This is a genomic window from Pseudarthrobacter sp. HLT1-7, from assembly GCF_059383435.1.
On sequence record NZ_JBWZCH010000006.1, the window covers coordinates 115,898 to 133,469 of the forward strand.

A 17,572-nucleotide genomic window follows, 5' to 3' on the forward strand; every position below is an offset into this window, starting at 1 on the left:
GGCGGGTGGCTACACCGGGAACGGCTGGGCGGATAGTTCGGCTTCCAGCCGCTCTACATCCGCCCGTCCGCACAGCTCCGTGGCAGGGGTGGTCACCGTCGCGCTGCCCGCGGCGACGGCGGCCCGGAACGCCGTCTCGAGGGTGCGCCCCTGCGCCAGCCGCAGGACAAAGGCAGCCAGGAAACTGTCCCCTGCTCCGACGGTGCTCCGCACCTGCACCTTCGGCACCGCCAGACGGAGAACCCCGGACTTGGAGGCGAGTACCGCTCCCTCGCCACCGAGGGTCAGGGCGACGTGTTCCGCGGAGCCCTCGGCCACCAGTGCCGTGGCCGCCTCGACCTGGTGCTCGGTGCTCTCCAGCGTCGCACCGACATGCAGTCCCAGTTCCCGGCGGCTCGGCTTGACCAGGAAGACACCCTCGGCAAGGGCCTCGGACAACGCCGGCCCGGAAGTATCCACGATGCAGCGGGCGTTGTGCAGCCGTGCCAGCCGGGCCACCCGGGCGTAGAAGTCCTCGGGAACCCCCGGCGGAAGACTGCCACTGGCAACGACATAGCCGCCCACCGGAATCGAATCCGCCACCACGGCCAGGCACAGACGCCATTCGGGCTCACTCAACTCGGGGCCTTGGAGCACGAACCGAAACTGCTTGCCCGTCGCCGTCTCATCGACGGTGAAGTCCTCGCGGGTACTCCCCTGGATCGGCACTACAAGGGTGGGGATTCGTTCGGCTTCTATCAGCCGCCGATAGGCTTCCCCGGTGGGTCCGCCAGCGGTGTAGACCGCCAGGGTCCGGCCTCCGAGCCGCTGCACCACCCGTGCCACGTTCACCCCGCCGCCCCCCGGATCGAGGCGGCTGCTGCTGCAGCGCAGCTTGTGACCGCTGATGACCTTCCCGGTTGACGTGCTGATGTCCAGGGCGGGGTTCACGGTCAGAGTGAGGATGGGCTGCATCGCCGTCGGTGCTGAGGCTTCCATGGGCCAAGCATAGGAGACGGATTCGGCCATTCGGTGACGGTATCCTCTTGTGGGCGTGCGGCTGCTGGGCGAGAATTGGGCCCGGCAGCGAATTTCGCCACGCCGGAACGGACTGGAACGGGAAGCATGGCACATCGCAGGGGCGGCTCAGGCAAGGGAAACGCCAGTCCACAGGGGAAATCCAAACGCGCGGCGAAGCGGCCGCCCCGGCTCAAGCTCAGCGTTTACGAGGCCGAGCTGGTCCGCCTCCAGGCCGAGCTGGTGGCGCTGCAGGAATGGGTCCGCAGCACCGGAGCGCGGGTACTGGTGATTTTTGAAGGACGCGACGCCGCCGGCAAGGGGAGCGCCATCAAACGGGTCACGGAGTACTTGAACCCCCGTTTTGCCCGGGTCGTGGCGCTGCCGTCGCCGACGGACAGGCAGCGGGGCGAATGGTACTTCCAGCGCTACGTGGAGCACCTACCGGCGGCCGGGGAAATAGTCCTGATGGACCGCTCCTGGTATAACCGGGCCGGCGTCGAACACGTGATGGGCTTTTGCACCCCCGCGGAACACAAGCGCTTCATGGCACAGTGCCCGGTCTTTGAACGCCTGCTGATCCAGGACGGTATCCTGCTGTTCAAATACTGGTTTTCGATCAGCCACGCGGAGCAGGAGCGCCGGTTCAGGTCCCGGCTGGATGACCCGATGCGGCAGTGGAAGCTATCGCCGATGGACCGGGAATCGATCCTGCGCTGGGAAGACTACTCGCGGGCCAAGGATGAGATGTTCATGCAGACGGACACCGCGGAATCACCCTGGTTTGTGGTCGAAGCGGAGGATAAGCGACGGGCCCGGATCAACCTGATTGCCCACCTGCTCTCCAACGTCGATTACACCGAAGTGCGGACGGAGCCGGTCACGCTTCCGGAACGACCCAAGGCCGTCAACTACATCCGCCCGCCGCGGGAGCTCTTCCGCTACGTCCCGGACCATGCGGCAGGCCTCGAAAGGCCGGAACCGGGCTAGCGCCGCCGCGCACCCCGGAAATCTCCGCCGGCCCGGTGCCGCCGGCCCGCCGGGTCAGGTAGGGTACCGGCATGGACATTATCCTCGTACCCGGATTCTGGTTGGACGCCTCGTCATGGTCGGAGGTGACGCCTCCGCTGGCCGCGGCCGGGCACCGCGTCCACCCGCTCACGCTGCCCGGGCTGGAAGCTGCCGACGCGCCGCGGGCCGGGATCGGACTGCGCACCCACATCGACGCCGTCGTGGCGCAGATCGATGCAATCGACGCCCCCGTGGTGCTGGTGGGCCATTCGGGCGGAGGTGCCATCATCCACGGCGCCGTCGATGCCCGTCCGGACCGGGTGGCCCGGGCCATCTATGTGGACAGCGGTCCGCTCGCCGACGGCGGAGTCATCAATGACGACCTTCCGGACGACGGCGACGACGTGCCGCTTCCGCCGTGGGAACTTTTCGAGGACGCAGACCTCACGGACCTGGACGATCAACTGAAGTCCATGTTCCGGGCCCGCGCCATCCCGCAGCCGAAGGGCGTAGCCCAGGACCGGCAGCGGCTGCACGACGAGCGCCGCTACGACGTCCCGGCGACCGTCATCGCCTGCGAGTTCCCGTCCTCCATGCTCATCGAAATGATCGGGGCAGGCCACCCGTTCGTGGCGGAGCTCGGGCGGATCCGCGAGGTCGACTATGTGGACCTGCCCACCGGGCACTGGCCCCAGTTCACCAGGCCGGCCGAACTCGGCGCAGCCCTCCTCGCCGCCGTCGGACGCGCTTCCTGAGGAAGGCCGCAGGGCCGGGATGCAGGCGACGCAGGACGCCTAATGGGCATTTTCCCTAGTTCGTCGGGGGTTCAGGCAGCGCCAGGACGTTTTAACGCCGGGGGACATGCCCATTCTTCGCACCCGGAACTGGGCAGAATGACACTATGTCCATCCGCGCACTCCGGCGCGGGGCATGTCCCTTCGGGCCGCTGTCCAGTCCAGCGGGACATGCCCATTCTTCGCACCCGGAACTGGGCAGAATGACACTATGTCCATCCGCGCACTCCGGCGCGGGGCATGTCCCTGAGCAGTGCCCTCCCAGCCCCCAGCGCTCAGCCCCCACGCCCGGACCCCCCGACGAACTAACGAAGATGCCGGTCAGTGCCCGAACGGGTCCGGATCCACACCCGGCAGCCAGGTCAGCCCGGGCACGCCCCAGCCGCTCTGCTTTGCCTGCTTCATTGCCTTGCGGGAGTCGCGGCCCGTCAGCCGGTTGACGTAGAGCTTGCCGTCGAGGTGGTCGAATTCGTGCTGAATCACTCTCGCGAACCAGCCCGTCGCCTCGAAGTCCACCGGGTTGCCGTCGCCGTCGAAGCCCTGAACCCGGGCCCAGTCGGCGCGCTTGAGCGGATACTGCCCGCCCGGGAAAGACAGGCAGCCTTCCTCCTCCTCATCCGGATCCGGCAGTGCGCCGGAAATTTTGGACAGGGTCAGCACCGGGTTGACGACGGCGCCGGACGGCGGGGCGCCGTCGTCGTTGTCGTACCTGTAGATGAAAAGCCGTATACCCACCCCGACCTGGGGTGCAGCCAGGCCCACGCCGTTGGCGGCGTCGTTGGTTTCGAACATGTCGGCGATCAGGGTCCGGAGTCCGTCGTCGAAGGCGTCGACTTCCGCGGCCCGGCGGTGCAGCACGGGCTCACCCCAGATCGTGATGGGCAGGACGGTCATGTCAGGAAAGTTCCTCTGGTAGTTGCTGGCTGGTTGCGGGCGCTCAGCCGGCGATGGTGCGGCCGACGACGTCGCGCATGATTTCGTTGGTGCCGCCGAAGATGGTCAGCAGCCGGGCAGCCAGATAGGCCTGCGCCACCGGGTACTCCAGGATGTAGCCGTAGCCGCCGTGCAGCTGCAGGCAGCGGTCCGTGACGGACTTGGCGCGCTCGGACGCCCACAGCTTCGCCCGGGCGGCGGACGCGGCGTCGAACTCGCCGGCGTTGAAGGCAAGGATGGCCCGGTCCACATAGGCTTCGGTGACCTCGACCTCGGTGAGGATGTCGGCGAGTTCAAATCGGCTGTTCTGGAAGTCGATGATCCGTTCGCCGAAGGCGTTGCGTTCCTTCGTGTAGCGGACGGTCGCCTCGTAAACGGCGCGGACGACGGCGGAGCTCGCCACAGCGATCGCCAGCCGGCCCTGCGGGAGCTGTTCGGCAGCATACTGCAGCCCCTTGCCTTCCGCACCCACCAGGTCTGTGTGCGGCACCCGGACGTTGTCGAAGAACAGCTCCGCGGTATCGGAAGCTTTCAGGCCCATCTTGTCCAGCTGCTTCCCGGTGTTGTAGCCCTCGCCCTTACCCACCATGAACAGGGAGAAGGAGTCTCGGTTGCCGCGGCCGGTGCCGCCATCGGTCCGGGCCAGGACCAGGGAGGCGTCGCCGGAGACCGCGTTGCCGATGAAGGTCTTCTGGCCGCTGATCAGCCAGTCGCCGCCGTCGCGCACGGCCTTGGTCCGGATACCGCGCAGGTCCGAGCCGGCGCCGGGTTCGGTCCAGGCGATCGAGGTGACGATTTCGCCGGAGACCATGCCGGGCAGCCAGCGGCCCTTGAGCTCGTCCGAGCCATAGGCCAGCAGGTGGGGGAGGACCATGTCATCGTGCAGGTGGAAGGCCAGGCCCACGGCGAGGTGGTTGCTCTTGGCGAATTCCTCGTCCAGGACGGCGCGGAAGCGGTAGTCATCCATGCCCAGGCCGCCGAACTCTTCGGGGACCGCCAGGCCCAGCAGGCCCTGTCCGCCGGCCGCCGTCCAGAGTTCCCGGGACATTATGTGGTCACTGTCCCACTGGGCGTAGTGCGGGGCAACCGCGCGTGCATTGAACTCGGTGGCCATTTCACGGAACATCCCGTGGTCTTCTTCAAAGAGCGTGCGCTTCATTGCGTTTCCTTCCGGTGACGGTTCCATGGGCGGGCGACTGCCAGACACCAGCACAGACAACAAAGGCCGCACCGGATTTCCGGTACGGCCTTCGTCTAAGGTCGGACAATTACTGCCGTCCTTGATGAGGGTGAGCGACGGGGATTGAACCCGCGACCTCCTGGACCACAACCAGGCGCTCTGCCAACTGAGCTACGCCCACCATGTGCCCGGCCACGCCCACCGGCGGACCGGCTGGCTGAAAAGGCAACGACAAACAGCCTACCTGCTGTTCGGGGCTGGTTTTGCCACTTTTCCGATTTTCACCGAATTTTCCTCTGAAGGTGGCGCAGATTACTCCGCACAGCTACCCGGCGGGCTAGTTTGCCAGCGTCGCGGGCGACGCTTCGGAGGCCGCGGAGGGGGCCGCTTCCTTGCCCATGACCGTCCTGGCGATCCGCTGAGCGGTGGCGCTGTCCGGTCCGGGCGCGGGGACAAAGACGGCCTCGCGGTAGTAGCGCAGTTCGTCGATGGAGTCCTGGATGTCGCCGAGCGCCCGGTGGCCGCCAAGCTTGGCGGGGGACTGGAAGTAGGCCCGCGCGTACCAGCGGCGGGAGAGCTCCTTGATGGTGCTCACATCAATGACCCGGTAGTGCAGGTGCTCCACGAGTTCCGGCATGTCGCGGACCAAAAAGACGCGGTCGGTTCCCACCGAGTTGCCGCCCAGCGGGGCCTTCCTGGGCTCCGGCACCCATTCCTTGATGTAGTCCAGGACGATTGCCTGGGCCTCCGCCATGGTCTTGCCGTGGGGGAGTTCCGCCAGCAGGCCGGAACGGGTGTGCATGTCCCGGACGAAGTCGCCCATCTGCGCCAGTGCGGCGTCGTCCGGCCTGATGACGACGTCGACGCCGTCGCCGAGGACATTGAGCTCGGAATCCGTCACCAGGGCGGCCACCTCGATGAGGGCGTCGTTCGTGGTGTCCAGGCCGGTCATTTCGCAGTCGATCCAGACGATGCGTTCATTAGATATAGGCACGCGCCCAGCCTACCGTTCCGTCGCCGCTGAACCGTCCGGTGCTAGGATTTCGGTTACGCGGCCGTCGAAACTTTTCGTCATCGCGGCGCGCCCGGGCCGGTTCCAGCGGTTGGCTGAGGGCGGACGTGAGCCCCACAACAGATTGGACGATCCTGAGATGACGGCGCCTGTGCCTGTGGCGGGGAAAACGGCCGCCGGTCCGTCCCGCACCGCCCAAACGGCAGCTGCAGCCGATGTGGACAACGCCCGTTCCCCGCTCCTGGCCGGTTTCATCGGATCCTTGTTCATGGCGATCGGTTCGCTCGGCGTGGGCTGGCTTGCGCCGGCCTCCGAGCTCCGCCGGGTGCCGCTGTTCATCTGGATGCGCACCGAAGCCCTCGGCGTCGCACTGTGCATTGTTCTCCTGGCCGTCGGCGGGATGCTGCTGGTCCGCGCATGGCTGCGGCTCGGACAGCGCGTGCGCGTCTGGGGACCGGAAGCCCGCAAGGCAACCCTTCAGGCACTCGTCCTCTGGGGCCTTCCGCTGATGTTCTCCGTCCCGCTGTTCAGCCGGGACGTCTATGCCTACATCGGGCAGGGCCGCCTGATGGTGGAGGGCTTCAACCCCTACGAAAACGGCATCTCCGCGCTGTCCAACTACTTCCAGCTCGGCGCCGACAAGATGTGGACGGAGGCTCCCGTCCCGTACGGGCAGCTCTTCCTCTGGATCGAGCAGCTGGTGGTCTGGTCCACCAATGTGCACCCAGAGGCCAGCATTATGCTTTTCCGGCTGGCCGCGCTGGCCGGCATCGCGCTTTGCGTGATCTACGTGCCCCGGCTCGCCGAGCTCCATGGCGTCAACCCGCACCGCGCCCTGTGGCTGACCGCCGCCAACCCGCTCTTCCTCACCAACTTCATCGCCAGCGTCCACAACGACGCCCTGATGATCGGGCTGGCACTCGCAGGCCTGTACTACTGCGCGACCCGGCGCGTCATCCTCGGCATCGTGCTGGTAACGCTTTCCATCTCGGTCAAGCCCATTACCATCGTCTTCCTCCCGTTCATCGGCCTGCTCTGGGCCGGCAGGAACGCCGGCTGGCCACGGAAGTTTGTGTTCTGGGGGCTCACGGCCGGCCTTAGCCTGGCGATCCTCTATGCCATGAGCCTGGTCAACGGATTCGGCTTCGGCTGGATCAACGGGCTGTCCGCCCCGGGAAGCATCTGGATCTGGTACGCCCCGATCGGCCTGCTCGGACTGGTCGTCGCTTCCCTCTTCAACGCCTTCGGACTCGACGGCTGGGGGATGGCCAAGTGGGTGTACGACGCCGGCAAGCTCCTCGCGCTCGGGATGGTCGCCTGGCAGATCTTCCGCGGCGACTACGACCGGCTCATGCGCCGCCTCACGCTGGCGTTTGCGGCCATCGTCGTCCTGGCCCCGATGATCCAGTCCTGGTACGTCGTCTGGCTCATTCCGCTCTTTGCCATCACGGGCATCCGCGACGACTGGCAGGTCAAGGCTCTCTACTTCATCGTGTCCTTCTTTATGGTGTACGCCATCTCGGACCAGCTGGAAGTCTTCCCTTACTTGCAGACCGCTGACCTCGGACTGGCCCTCGCCCTGGCACGGAATGCCGCGGCTATCATTGCCCTGCTCTTCGCCCTCTACCTGATCTTCCTCGACCCGAAGACGAAGCTCCTGTTCAGCAAGGCGGAGGAACCGGTCACCACGCGGCCGGTGATCTGATCTTCCGGAGCGCTTCCCTGCGGGAGAGCGGGCTGAGGTCCGCACCGTGCCGCCGGACGAAGGCCAGGACCCAGTCCGGATCCGTGGCGGAGTAATCACGCAATGACCGGCGGATCGCCTTCCGGATGAAGGTGTGCCTGCGGCAGCGCGCACAGCAGGTGCGAAACACCGTTTACGGCCATGGGCCAACTCTAGCCACCAGACAACTCTTAGCCACGGGTGACTTCAGCCGCGGTGCGGGCCGGGCCGGGCCAACAGCTGAAGCCATGTCGATGATCAAGAGTCCAGCCGAGATTGCCCTGATGCGCGAGGCCGGCCGGGTGGTGGCGAACACGCTGGCGAAGGTCAGGGAGTCCGCCGCCGTCGGGGTCTCGTTGAAGGAACTTGACGAGCTGGCCGCGGCCACCATCGCCGGCGCCGGAGCCACGCCGGCCTTCCTGGGCTACACGCCGCGCTGGGCTTCCGTGCCATTCCCCGGTGTGATCTGCACGAGCGTGAATGATGCCGTGGTGCACGGTATCCCCAACGACTACCGGCTCCGGGACGGCGACCTGCTCAGCGTGGACTGCGGCGCGTTCCTCGAAGACTGGTGCGGGGACGCGGCCATCAGCTTCATCGTGGGAACGGCGGACCCCATGGACCAGGCCCTGATCGACGCCACCGATGCCGCGCTGGCCCGTGGCGTTGAGTCCGCCCGGACGGGGAACAAGATGGGGGATCTGGGCTACTCGATCGGCGGGGCGTCACGCCGCGCCGGCTACGGCCTGCTGGCGGACCACGGCGGTCACGGGATCGGCAGGACCATGCACGCCGAGCCGCACGTTCCCAATGACGGCAGGCCCGGCCGGGGCATCAAGCTGACCGCAGGGCTGGTCATTGCCATCGAGCCGATGCTGATCCTGGGCGGCAAGGATGACTACTTCCACGACGACGACGAATGGACCCTCCGCTCGGCGAACGGCCGCCGCGCTGCCCACAGCGAGCAAACCGTGGCCATCACGGCGGACGGGCCGGATATTCTGACTCTGCCGTAGAGGTGGGCACGGGAGAGGGTGCCGGGTCAGCGTCGTCCGGTTGCCCGGACCCGCTGGCGGTGGGCCGCGATCCGGAGCTGGATGATGCGGGCGGCGCCGGCGATGGCGACGAGTACCCCTCCGCCGACGGCCGCGATGAAGAGCGCGATGCCGAGCGGGACTGCACCCTGCAGGCCAAAGAACTTCACCTGGACGTAATCCTGGTTCTGCAGGATGAAGGCGATGAGCAGTATCAGGACCACGAGGGCGCTGGCCACCGCGGCCCAGACCATTCCCGCGCGGGTGACCTGGCGTGGTTCCGGTCCGGGGCCGGCTGCGGGCTCCGGCTTGCCTGCGGCGGGGCGCGGCGCCTCTACCGCTGCCGGTTTCGTGGCGGGGACCGCCTCTGCGCCGCTGCGGGTCGCGCCGGTCGAGTCATCCCCGGCATATCCGGACAGGGCGTCGGGGGTTCCGGGTTGCCGGGCAGCGGCCGGGTCTGTCGGCTCGAATCCGCTAGGTGTCTGGGTCATGGCGGCCATACCTTTCCGTTGTGGGCAGAGCACACCGGCACTCCCGGGTAGCCCTGCCTTTCCGCTCAATCGTAGGCGTGCCGATAGCGGAAATGGGTGAGCGGGAGGACGGCGCGCTGCGGCCCCGCGGGGGTTCCCTTCACCGTCCTTGAAAAATACCGGTTGACGACCAACTTACCCCGGCGCCCCCATCGACGCTCTGGAAACCCCGATGCCCCGATGCCCCGATGCCCCGATGCCGCCACCGTTGCCCCGAGGCCCGCCGTGGTCATCGTTGACAACGCCGTCTGTGGGGACGGACGCCGCACCGCGGATCCGGCGCCGCTGGTCGCGATTCTACGGTCTCTGATGATTGAGCCGCCGGACCGCAATAACGGCCCGGGACCGCAGGACCAGGTCCAGGATGTTCTGGGCCACGTGCTGCGGCTGAGTGAACGGATCACGGTCTTCCGAGCCCTGCTGCAGAATGCGCTGGCGGTAGACCCGGCGCTCGCTGAGCAGCGGCAGAAGGACGAAATGCGGCTGGTGACCGAGCCCGGCTATGCCGGTAACCCGCAGAAACCGGATTCACATCAAACACCCCGGCAGATCGGTGGATCAAGGCTTAGGGCTGATGGTGGGCGCGGGCCTGGCTCTTCTGGGCCTTTAGGCACAACAAGTGCATCCGACCGGCCGGTGCGCGGCGTCATTTCCGTGGGGACCCGCGGCCCTGGCCTGCGGAAGGTTCCGGCAGGCCAGAGCCGCGTTCTGGTGCCCCAGGAGGGAATCGAACCCCCGACCGGCGGATTAGAAGGCCGCTGCTCTATCCCCTGAGCTACTGGGGCACTTTCGGCGTGCCGTCCGGCTGCTGCCGGGGGACGCCTCCAAAAGTTTACCGTGCGTTGTGTGCCCCCGTGATCACGGCGCCGGTGTGCCGCAGGACGGGCTGCACCGTCTGCTCCTCAACAGGTATCTCCGGCCCAGGTTTTCCACATACCGCATCTCTTCTCTCGCCGTCGGCTGGATCCGGCATGAAGCTTGAATTGCCTGCTAGGGCGGAACAATTTCGAGACAGGACATGAGAATGAGTGACAACATCACGGTCCGTGGCTTTGTTGCCTCGGAGATTAAGAGTTCGACGACGCCCGGCGGTGTGGGGACAGCGTCCTTCCGCCTGGGGTCAACCGAGCGACGATATGACAGGGCCTCCAGTACCTGGGTTGACGGGAACACGAACTGGTTCACGGTCCAGGGCTACCGGCAACTGGCGGGAAACATCGGCTGCAGCATCAAGAAGGGCCAGCGCGTCATCGTCGTCGGCCGGCTGAAAATGCGGAGTTGGGAGAAGGACGGCCGGATCTACCACGTGGCCGAAATCGACGCCGAGTCCGTCGGCCACGACCTCATGTGGGGTTCCGCCAACTTCATTCGCACGGCCGGCATTGGCACTGTGGCCAGCGGCGGGCAGCCTGCGGACGCTCCCTCCGGGTCGGACGGCGGCCAGGGCGGGCAGCAGGCCCCCGGGGGTGAAGGCAACGAAGGCGATACCCCCGCCCCCGTTTTCGTCGAAGATGACAACGGCGAGTTGGAGGAGCTAGACGAGGCAACCGGAGAGCTGAAAGGGGTCGCTGCCTGACCCGGAGCGGCCGTGCTGCCGTCGTTCGCCCGGGTGCAGGGCCCGGGCAAGACAGCTGGCGCCGGGTCCGGACAAGACAGCCGGCGCCGTGGTCGGCAGCCGGCGGCCGAATGCCGGGTACGGAGCGGACCCGGACCGCAGTGACCGAAGCCGGTTTCTCCCCGGACGCACTGGAAGTCACCGCGAGCCGGACGCCCACTGGCCTGGCCGCCGACGCCGTTGAAGCCGCGTTCAGGCGGACGGGAACCGCATCGTTGCCCACGTCCGCCAAGGCAGTGTCAGTGCCGTCATCCTCCCGATGCTGAAGGACCGGCGGGTGCCCCGTGGGCTCAACGGGGACCCGCTGAATGTGAGATATCCCGGTTGAGCCACTAGATTTATAGGCATGGCGGAATTTATTTACACAATGACCAAGGCCCGCAAGGCTGTTGGCGAAAAACTTATCCTCGACGACGTGAGCATGTCCTTCTTCCCGGGGGCCAAGATCGGTGTTGTCGGACCCAATGGTGCCGGTAAGTCCACCATTCTCAAGATCATGGCCGGATTGGACACTCCATCAAACGGCGAGGCCCGGCTCAGCCCCGGCTACACGGTGGGCATCCTGCTGCAGGAACCGCCGCTGAACGAGGAGAAGACGGTCCTGGGCAATGTCCAGGAAGGCGTCGGCGAGATCATCGGCAAGATCCAGCGCTTCAACGAGATCTCCGAGGAGATGGCCAGCCCCGACGCTGACTACGATGTCCTCCTTGAGGAAATGGGTCAGCTGCAGGAAGCGATCGACACCGCCGATGCCTGGGATCTTGACTCCCAGCTCGAGCAGGCCATGGACGCCCTCCGCTGCCCGCCGCCGGAAGCCGACGTTACGCTGCTGTCCGGTGGTGAGCGCCGCCGCGTCGCACTCTGCAAGCTCCTGCTCCAGAAGCCGGACCTGCTGCTACTCGATGAGCCCACCAACCACCTCGACGCCGAGAGCGTGCTCTGGCTCGAGCAGCACCTTTCCGCTTACCCCGGCGCCGTTCTCGCCGTGACCCACGACCGGTACTTCCTGGACCACGTTGCCGAGTGGATCGCCGAAGTGGACCGCGGCCACCTGTACCCGTACGAAGGTAACTACTCCACGTACCTTGAGAAGAAGCGAGCCCGACTGGAAGTCCAGGGCAAGAAGGACGCCAAGCAGGCCAAGCGCCTCACCGAGGAACTTGAGTGGGTCCGTTCCAACGCCAAGGGCCGCCAGACCAAGTCCAAGGCCCGCCTGGCCCGGTACGAGGAAATGGCTGCCGAAGCGGATCGCACCCGCAAGCTGGACTTCGAAGAGATCCAGATCCCGCCGGGACCGCGCCTGGGTGGCCTTGTGCTGGAGGCGAAGAACCTCCAGAAGGGCTTCGAGGACCGCACCCTGATCGATGGGCTGTCGTTCACGCTGCCCCGTAACGGCATCGTTGGTGTCATCGGCCCCAACGGCGTCGGCAAGACCACCTTGTTCAAGACCATCGTCGGGCTGGAGCCCCTCGACGGCGGCGAGCTGAAGATCGGTGATTCCGTCAAGATCTCCTACGCGGACCAGAGCCGCGGCGGCATCGACCCGAACAAGACCCTCTGGGAGGTTGTTTCGGACGGCCTCGACTACATCCAGGTCGGCCACGTCGAAATGCCGTCCCGCGCCTACGTCGCCGCCTTCGGCTTCAAGGGCCCGGACCAGCAGAAGAAGGCCGGGGTCCTCTCCGGTGGTGAGCGCAACCGCCTGAACCTGGCTCTGACCCTGAAACAGGGCGGCAACTTGCTTCTCCTCGATGAGCCCACTAACGACCTCGACGTCGAGACGCTCAGCAGCCTTGAAAACGCCCTGCTCGAATTCCCGGGCTGCGCTGTCGTGGTCTCGCACGACAGGTGGTTCCTGGACCGGGTGTCCACCCACATCCTGGCCTACGAGGGCGACGAGGAGAACCCCTCCAAGTGGTACTGGTTCGAGGGTAACTTCGAGTCCTACGAGGAGAACAAGATTGAGCGTCTGGGCCCGGATGCGGCAAAGCCGCACCGTGTCACCCACCGCCGCCTCACCCGCGACTGATACAGCCACCAACACAGCGACTAAGACGGCAGCCAATACCGCGAGGCTCTATGGGCCATGCCGCGACAGAAAAGGCCGGCTCCCCCGCGGGGGAGCCGGCCTTTTCTATGTCAAGGTGCCTTCTCGTAGGTCAACGCGGCAGGCGTGTCAGCCGCGCCCGGCCTTCCGCAGCCGGTGCTGCAACACCTTGGTCTGCACGGCGCCCCTGACTTTGTTCTTCAGGTCGGTGGGGACCCTGATCATGCCCTCCTGTGCCACCGTGGCCACGTGCCGGCCGTCGCGGCTGAAGATTTTGCCCGTCGCAAGTCCGCGCGCGCCCTGGGCACTGGGGGACTCCTGGACGTACAGCAGCCACTCGTCCACGCGCACCGGGCGGTGCCACCACATCGCATGGTCCAGGCTCGCCACGGACATTCCCGGAGTAATCCAGCTCATGCCGTGCTGGCGGAGGATGGACTCCAGGATTGTGTAGTCGCTGGCGTAGGCCAGAGCCGCGCGGTGCAGTTCCGGGTCATCAGGCATCGGGCCGAAGGTCTTCATCCAGACAGCGTTGCGCGGCTCCTTGTCTCCCTCGGCCGAGACGTAAAGGGCCGGATCGACGTGCCGGATATCGAAAGGCCGCTCAAAGGCCCAGTGCCGGGCCACCGGATGGTCATACTTGCCGAGCAAATCCGCGGTGCTCGGCAGCGACTCCGGCCCGGGGATCCCGGCGGGCATCTCGGACTGGTGCTCGATGCCCTCGTCATCGTCCTGGAAGGACGCGATCATCGACAGGATGGGCACGCCCTCCTGGTAGGCATGGACCCGCCGCGCGGAAAAGGACCGCCCGTCGCGCAGCCGCTGCACACCGAAAGTGATGGGCTTGTTGGCGTCCCCCGGGCGCAGGAAATAGCCATGCATGGAGTGCACGCCGCGCCCCTCGGCAACGGTGCGGCTGCCGGCGATGAGGGACTGTGCCAGCACCTGGCCGCCAAAAACCCGGTGCCTGGGCTGCTGCTGCGAAGGTCCCATGAAGATGTCCTCATCCGTCCGGGCACCCTCAAGTTCGCCGAGGTTCAGGAGTTGGAGGAGCGAGGAGGTGGGGTCCTGTGTGGGCGGGCCCGGCAATCCGGCTTCGGGTTCAGTCATGGTTCGACTCTAGACGTCCCTGTGACACTGCTCAAAAAAAGGGGGGCGCCGCCCCAAAGAGGCACAGCCGGTAGAGTCGATATTGTGTCCGACGTCCTAACCCAGCCCCTGCAATTCACCGATCCCCGCGATCTCGCCGATCTGCGCACCTTTGCCACCCGCGCCAAATCCATCGACGACGGCGCCATCCGCCTCCAGGCATCCGGCGGGGTGCTCGCGGCCTACGTGTGCGTATTGCGGCCCCGGCTGCTGGGGGAGTCCACCCCCACCATTCTCGGGCTGCGGACCATGGCGCTGGCCCGGCCTGCCGACGCTGACGTGACCGTGCCGCTCGCCGCGGTGCTGGACCGGCTGGCGCGGGCGGGGGAGCACGACGTCGAGCTGCCGCTGCCGCCGGTGGCCGTCACCGAATCTTGGGCGGGGGTGGGCGCTCCCCGTACGGGCTGGGCGCTCGTGGGCGGGCTGCAGGACTCCGCGCTGCGGCTGGCCGCCGAGGCCGGCATCACCGAGGTCGCCGCGATCATGCCGGACAAGCCAGGGGCACTGATCGTCAACAATGCCCGCGCCACCGTCTGGGGCAGGGAACTGCCGGGCGCCGAGGGACTTCCGCTGGGCGCCGCCTTCGCTGCTCTAACCCTGGGGTTCCTCGCCGATGGCGAACAAAAGCTCTACCGGGCAGGGCGCTGGTTCCGGCTGAGCGGGGCGCGCGGGCACGTGCTGGCCCGCTCCGGCTCCGGCCTCTGAGTGCAGCGGCGTCCGGGCCGAACGGCGCTGACCTCACAGGCCCGATCAGGCCCCGGAGGGGCTGTTCACCATGGAGAGGGCAGCCCGCTCCATATAGTCCCACAAGGTTCCCTCGTGCAGCGGCGGGAGCTCCAGGTCATCCACCGCGGTGCGCATATGGTGCAGCCAGCGCTCCTTGGCCTCCGGAGTGACCCGGAACGGCTGGTGGCGCATCCGCAGCCGCGGGTGCCCGCGCTCGTCACCGTAGGTCGTCGGGCCGCCCCAGTACTGCTCCAGGAACATCAGAAAGCGCCGCTTCGCAGGCTCGAGGTCCTCTTCCGGATACATCGGCCGCAGCAGCGGATCCGTCGCGACGCCGTCGTAGAACACGTCCACGAGCTTTACGAACGTCTCGTGGCCGCCCACGGCGTCGTAGAAGTTGTCCGTGTAGCCGGGCTGGTTGAACGGATCGTTTTGCAGCAGCTGCCGGGGCTGCCGGGGTTCGCCGGCGCTGGGAATCGTCATTGCCTTATTCTCCGGCCTTCTGCCGGGGTGCCCCGGCGTCCCGGGCGTCCCGGGGCTCCTCGGTGTCCTCGGCGGAGTCGGTGCCCGCCTGGTCGGGAGCGGGAGGGACGTAGGTGCCCTGGGAGCGGTTGCCCACGCGCAGGATTTCGCCGTTGCGCAGGTACCAGATGGTGCCGTCCTCGGCCCGGACCCGGGTGATCCGCAGATTCATGGACTCCACCGTGCCCACCACCTCGGAGGTCTCGATGATGTCGCCGATCCCGTACTGGTCCTCGATGGTGATGAAGAGGCCGGCCAGGAAGTCGCGGATCAGCTGCTGGGCGCCGAAGCCGATGGCGATACCGAGGATTCCCACGCTGGTCAGCAGCGGGGCAATGTTCACATTCAGGTTGCTCAACACGTACATGATGGTGAGGACGGCCACCAGGACCCCGACCACGCTGTTGAGCAGTGCGCCGATGGTGTTGGCCCGCTGGACCCGGCGTTCGTGGTCGAGGGCACGCAGCGCGGGCGCCACCCAGCGGAAGTGCGGTTTCTTGAAGAACGTGGTTCCGGCGGCGACGCGCTTGGTGATTCCGGCGATCACAAAGGACGCCACCAGCCAGACGGTGACGCCGACCCCAATGCTGATGAGGACTCCGGGCAGGTTGATGGCCGACATATCCGGCGGCGTGATCGGTGCGGTGGTGGTCATGCGGTACATCGGCGGGGGTGCTCCTTGCTGCTGCTGCGTGCTGCTGCCGGCCGGCAGCGTTCGGCGGGGCGTGCGGTTATGCGGCCGGCGTTCGCCGGCGGCATAACACTCTGTTCTCCTTCAACACTAGCGCCGTACCGTGGCCCCATGCGCATTCTGGTTCTGGGCGGTACGGCCTTCCTGTCAGCAGAAATTGCCCGGCAGGCACTGGCCGCCGGCCACGACGTCACCTGCCTGGCGCGGGGGACCGTGTCCCCACCGCCGGACGGCGCGGCCTGGCTGCCGGCGGACCGCTCGCACGGCCCGGCCGCCTATGCGGGCGCTGCCGCTGCCGGCGGGTGGGACGCCGTTGTCGACGTCGCCTGCGACCCCGGACAGGCGCGTGAGGCGCTCGACGCCCTGGCCGGTGCCGCCGGGCACTGGACCTTCATCTCGAGCTGTTCCGTGTACGCGGACCATTCCGTGGCCGGAGCGGGGGAGGACGCTGCCGTGCTGGAGCCGCTCGCGGCCGGCACGGAACCCGGCGCCGGAAACTATGGCGAGGCCAAGTCCGCGATCGAACGGTGGACCAGGGAGCTGGCCGGGGACAAGGCCCATCTCTGCCGGGCGGGGCTGATCGGTGGCCCGGGGGACGGCTCGGACCGCTACGGATACTGGCCGGCGCGCTTTGCCCGGGACTCGGAGCCCGTCTTGGTCCCGGACATCCCGGCGGACGCCACCCAGATTATCGACGTCCGCGACCTCGCCGCCTGGGTCCTCACCGCGGCCGCAAACGCAGTCACCGGGGCTTTGAACGCCGTCGGTGAGCCTGTGCCTTTTGCCGCCTATCTCGAAGAGTCCCGTCAGCTCGCCGACGGGGGAGCCGACGTCGTGGCCGCCCCCGAGGGCTGGCTGGCCGCGCACGGGGCAAACTATTGGGCCGGCCCGGATTCAATGCCGCTCTGGCTGCCGCCGGGGCACGAGGGCTTCGCCGCCCGCAGCAACGCCGCCGCCCGGGCCGCCGGACTGCAGACCCGCCCCTGGATGGATACGCTGCAGGACACCCTGGCGGATGAGCGTAGCCGCGGACTCGGCAGGGAACGCAGGGCCGGGATGAGCCTGGAGACGGAGCGGAGGATCCTGGCCGGGTACAGGGCGGAGTTCGGCTAAGCCACTCAGCCCTGCAGGTGCTCCACCACCGCGGCGGGCCGGTGCAGGACGGGGAAGTTGACGCTTCGGGCGATAAAGCAGACCTTGTTCGCCTCGGAGTGCAGCTGCTCCATGAGTTCTTCCGCAACCGGAGCGGCCACCGTCACCCGGGGCTTGAGCGTGGCCGATTCGAACTGGCCGCTGCCGTCCCGGTTGCTTCGCATCAGGGCCTCGGCCCGGTCCTCATACGCCGTGACCACCACGCCGTGTTTCACCGCGACGTGCAGGAAGGACAGCATATGGCACTGGGACAGGGCGGCCAGGAGCAGCTGCTCAGGGTTGTAACGGCTCCGGTCCCCATGGAAGCCCGGGTCCGCGGAACCCGACAGGACAGGCAGCCCCGGAATTTCGATGTCGTGGTCCCGCGAGTAGCCGCGGTACGACGCCGTCCCCGCGCCCAGGTTCCCGGTCCAGCGGACGGTCAGCGCATAGCGGTGCTCAGCAAGGCTCATGACTC

The 17,572-nt window shown here is 67.1% G+C and carries 19 protein-coding genes and 2 tRNA genes; 9 read left to right on the plus strand and 12 right to left on the minus strand.

Features of this window, described 5'->3' with window-relative positions; genetic code table 11:
- Positions 1-9: 9 nt before the first annotated feature.
- The gene (locus AC50X6_RS07955; RefSeq protein ID WP_494965697.1) at positions 10-978 is read right to left on the minus strand and encodes a 1-phosphofructokinase family hexose kinase; all 969 of its coding nucleotides are present in this window, start codon (positions 976-978) and stop codon (positions 10-12) included.
- A gap of 126 nt (positions 979-1,104) precedes the next feature.
- Here AC50X6_RS07955 and ppk2 point away from each other — a divergent pair, with 126 nt between their 5' ends.
- Positions 1,105-1,986 (plus strand): polyphosphate kinase 2, encoded by an 882-nt coding sequence (gene ppk2, locus AC50X6_RS07960; RefSeq protein WP_494965698.1) that lies wholly within the window; start codon positions 1,105-1,107, stop codon positions 1,984-1,986.
- A 71-nt stretch (positions 1,987-2,057) separates the two neighbouring features.
- Entirely contained in the window at positions 2,058-2,762 is a 705-nt protein-coding gene (locus AC50X6_RS07965; RefSeq protein ID WP_494965699.1) for an alpha/beta fold hydrolase, read from the plus strand.
- 360 nt (positions 2,763-3,122) lie between these two features.
- On the opposite strand, the gene def is transcribed toward AC50X6_RS07965, so the two are convergent.
- From def to orn, 4 genes are all read right to left on the minus strand, one after another.
- The gene (gene def, locus AC50X6_RS07970) at positions 3,123-3,695 is read right to left on the minus strand and encodes a peptide deformylase (protein ID WP_494965700.1); all 573 of its coding nucleotides are present in this window, start codon (positions 3,693-3,695) and stop codon (positions 3,123-3,125) included.
- 43 nt (positions 3,696-3,738) lie between these two features.
- On the minus strand, positions 3,739-4,893 hold the full coding sequence (locus tag AC50X6_RS07975; protein WP_494965701.1) for an acyl-CoA dehydrogenase family protein: 1,155 nt from the start codon (positions 4,891-4,893) through the stop codon (positions 3,739-3,741).
- Between the two features lie 129 nt (positions 4,894-5,022).
- Positions 5,023-5,095, minus strand: a tRNA-His gene (locus tag AC50X6_RS07980).
- Between the two features lie 156 nt (positions 5,096-5,251).
- Positions 5,252-5,908 (minus strand): oligoribonuclease, encoded by a 657-nt coding sequence (orn, locus tag AC50X6_RS07985; RefSeq protein WP_494965702.1) that lies wholly within the window; start codon positions 5,906-5,908, stop codon positions 5,252-5,254.
- Positions 5,909-6,065: 157 nt separating this feature from the next.
- Between orn and mptB the strand changes: the two genes are divergently transcribed.
- The gene (mptB, locus tag AC50X6_RS07990; RefSeq protein WP_494965703.1) at positions 6,066-7,631 is read left to right on the plus strand and encodes a polyprenol phosphomannose-dependent alpha 1,6 mannosyltransferase MptB; all 1,566 of its coding nucleotides are present in this window, start codon (positions 6,066-6,068) and stop codon (positions 7,629-7,631) included.
- Here the strand turns inward: mptB and AC50X6_RS07995 are convergent.
- Positions 7,609-7,800: a DNA alkylation repair protein gene (locus AC50X6_RS07995; protein ID WP_494965704.1), complete on the minus strand. Its 192-nt coding sequence runs from the start codon at positions 7,798-7,800 to the stop codon at positions 7,609-7,611. The two genes, mptB and AC50X6_RS07995, sit on opposite strands and share 23 nt — an antisense overlap.
- Positions 7,801-7,897: 97 nt before the next feature.
- Here AC50X6_RS07995 and map point away from each other — a divergent pair, with 97 nt between their 5' ends.
- On the plus strand, positions 7,898-8,665 hold the full coding sequence (map, locus tag AC50X6_RS08000; protein ID WP_494965705.1) for a type I methionyl aminopeptidase: 768 nt from the start codon (positions 7,898-7,900) through the stop codon (positions 8,663-8,665).
- Positions 8,666-8,691: 26 nt separating this feature from the next.
- On the opposite strand, the gene AC50X6_RS08005 is transcribed toward map, so the two are convergent.
- Together AC50X6_RS08005 and AC50X6_RS08010 are read right to left on the minus strand one after the other, a co-directional pair.
- The gene (locus AC50X6_RS08005; RefSeq protein ID WP_494965706.1) at positions 8,692-9,174 is read right to left on the minus strand and encodes a LapA family protein; all 483 of its coding nucleotides are present in this window, start codon (positions 9,172-9,174) and stop codon (positions 8,692-8,694) included.
- A gap of 748 nt (positions 9,175-9,922) precedes the next feature.
- A tRNA-Arg gene (locus AC50X6_RS08010) sits at positions 9,923-9,998 on the minus strand.
- Positions 9,999-10,237: 239 nt separating this feature from the next.
- Here AC50X6_RS08010 and AC50X6_RS08015 point away from each other — a divergent pair.
- From AC50X6_RS08015 to ettA, 3 genes are all read left to right on the plus strand, one after another.
- Positions 10,238-10,789, plus strand: coding sequence for a single-stranded DNA-binding protein (locus AC50X6_RS08015; protein ID WP_494965707.1), 552 nt, complete (start codon positions 10,238-10,240; stop codon positions 10,787-10,789).
- Positions 10,786-11,094, plus strand: coding sequence for a DUF6993 domain-containing protein (locus AC50X6_RS08020; protein ID WP_494965790.1), 309 nt, complete (start codon positions 10,786-10,788; stop codon positions 11,092-11,094). Before AC50X6_RS08015 ends, AC50X6_RS08020 begins: the two co-directional genes overlap by 4 nt.
- Positions 11,095-11,174: 80 nt before the next feature.
- Positions 11,175-12,857, plus strand: a complete 1,683-nt coding sequence (ettA, locus tag AC50X6_RS08025) for an energy-dependent translational throttle protein EttA (protein WP_326966258.1) — start codon at positions 11,175-11,177, stop codon at positions 12,855-12,857.
- A 147-nt stretch (positions 12,858-13,004) separates the two neighbouring features.
- On the opposite strand, the gene AC50X6_RS08030 is transcribed toward ettA, so the two are convergent.
- Positions 13,005-13,985 carry an acyl-CoA thioesterase gene (locus tag AC50X6_RS08030; protein ID WP_494965708.1) on the minus strand — a complete coding sequence of 327 codons (981 nt, stop codon included), beginning with the start codon at positions 13,983-13,985 and terminating at the stop codon, positions 13,005-13,007.
- Between the two features lie 84 nt (positions 13,986-14,069).
- On the opposite strand from AC50X6_RS08030, the gene AC50X6_RS08035 reads away from it, so the two are divergent.
- Positions 14,070-14,729 (plus strand): DUF8185 domain-containing protein, encoded by a 660-nt coding sequence (locus tag AC50X6_RS08035; RefSeq protein WP_494965709.1) that lies wholly within the window; start codon positions 14,070-14,072, stop codon positions 14,727-14,729.
- Between the two features lie 45 nt (positions 14,730-14,774).
- Here the strand turns inward: AC50X6_RS08035 and AC50X6_RS08040 are convergent, their stop codons facing one another.
- Both AC50X6_RS08040 and AC50X6_RS08045 read right to left on the minus strand, forming a co-directional pair.
- Positions 14,775-15,233, minus strand: coding sequence for a globin (locus AC50X6_RS08040; protein WP_494965710.1), 459 nt, complete (start codon positions 15,231-15,233; stop codon positions 14,775-14,777).
- A 4-nt stretch (positions 15,234-15,237) separates the two neighbouring features.
- On the minus strand, positions 15,238-15,927 hold the full coding sequence (locus AC50X6_RS08045) for a mechanosensitive ion channel family protein (RefSeq protein WP_494965791.1): 690 nt from the start codon (positions 15,925-15,927) through the stop codon (positions 15,238-15,240).
- 147 nt (positions 15,928-16,074) lie between these two features.
- On the opposite strand from AC50X6_RS08045, the gene AC50X6_RS08050 reads away from it, so the two are divergent.
- On the plus strand, positions 16,075-17,076 hold the full coding sequence (locus AC50X6_RS08050; protein WP_494965711.1) for an NAD-dependent epimerase/dehydratase family protein: 1,002 nt from the start codon (positions 16,075-16,077) through the stop codon (positions 17,074-17,076).
- A 5-nt stretch (positions 17,077-17,081) separates the two neighbouring features.
- Here AC50X6_RS08050 and AC50X6_RS08055 read toward each other — a convergent pair whose 3' ends face one another.
- On the minus strand, positions 17,082-17,567 hold the full coding sequence (locus AC50X6_RS08055; protein WP_494965712.1) for an OsmC family protein: 486 nt from the start codon (positions 17,565-17,567) through the stop codon (positions 17,082-17,084).
- Positions 17,568-17,572: the final 5 nt, after the last annotated feature.

Bases quoted from the DNA above. Each gene is read 5' to 3' on its own strand.
- AC50X6_RS08030 (WP_494965708.1), bottom strand. From the start codon at position 13,985: ATGACTGAACCCGAAGCCGGATTGCCGGGCCCGCCCACACAGGACCCC.
- AC50X6_RS08055 (WP_494965712.1), bottom strand. From the start codon at position 17,567: ATGAGCCTTGCTGAGCACCGCTATGCGCTGACCGTCCGCTGGACCGGG.
- ppk2 (WP_494965698.1), top strand. From the start codon at position 1,105: ATGGCACATCGCAGGGGCGGCTCAGGCAAGGGAAACGCCAGTCCACAG.
- AC50X6_RS07975 (WP_494965701.1), bottom strand. From the start codon at position 4,893: ATGAAGCGCACGCTCTTTGAAGAAGACCACGGGATGTTCCGTGAAATG.
- mptB (WP_494965703.1), top strand. From the start codon at position 6,066: ATGACGGCGCCTGTGCCTGTGGCGGGGAAAACGGCCGCCGGTCCGTCC.
- map (WP_494965705.1), top strand. From the start codon at position 7,898: ATGTCGATGATCAAGAGTCCAGCCGAGATTGCCCTGATGCGCGAGGCC.
- AC50X6_RS08050 (WP_494965711.1), top strand. From the start codon at position 16,075: ATGCGCATTCTGGTTCTGGGCGGTACGGCCTTCCTGTCAGCAGAAATT.
- AC50X6_RS07955 (WP_494965697.1), bottom strand. From the start codon at position 978: ATGGAAGCCTCAGCACCGACGGCGATGCAGCCCATCCTCACTCTGACC.
- AC50X6_RS08005 (WP_494965706.1), bottom strand. From the start codon at position 9,174: ATGACCCAGACACCTAGCGGATTCGAGCCGACAGACCCGGCCGCTGCC.
- def (WP_494965700.1), bottom strand. From the start codon at position 3,695: ATGACCGTCCTGCCCATCACGATCTGGGGTGAGCCCGTGCTGCACCGC.
- AC50X6_RS07965 (WP_494965699.1), top strand. From the start codon at position 2,058: ATGGACATTATCCTCGTACCCGGATTCTGGTTGGACGCCTCGTCATGG.
- AC50X6_RS08015 (WP_494965707.1), top strand. From the start codon at position 10,238: ATGAGTGACAACATCACGGTCCGTGGCTTTGTTGCCTCGGAGATTAAG.
- AC50X6_RS08045 (WP_494965791.1), bottom strand. From the start codon at position 15,927: ATGACCACCACCGCACCGATCACGCCGCCGGATATGTCGGCCATCAAC.
- AC50X6_RS08040 (WP_494965710.1), bottom strand. From the start codon at position 15,233: ATGACGATTCCCAGCGCCGGCGAACCCCGGCAGCCCCGGCAGCTGCTG.
- ettA (WP_326966258.1), top strand. From the start codon at position 11,175: ATGGCGGAATTTATTTACACAATGACCAAGGCCCGCAAGGCTGTTGGC.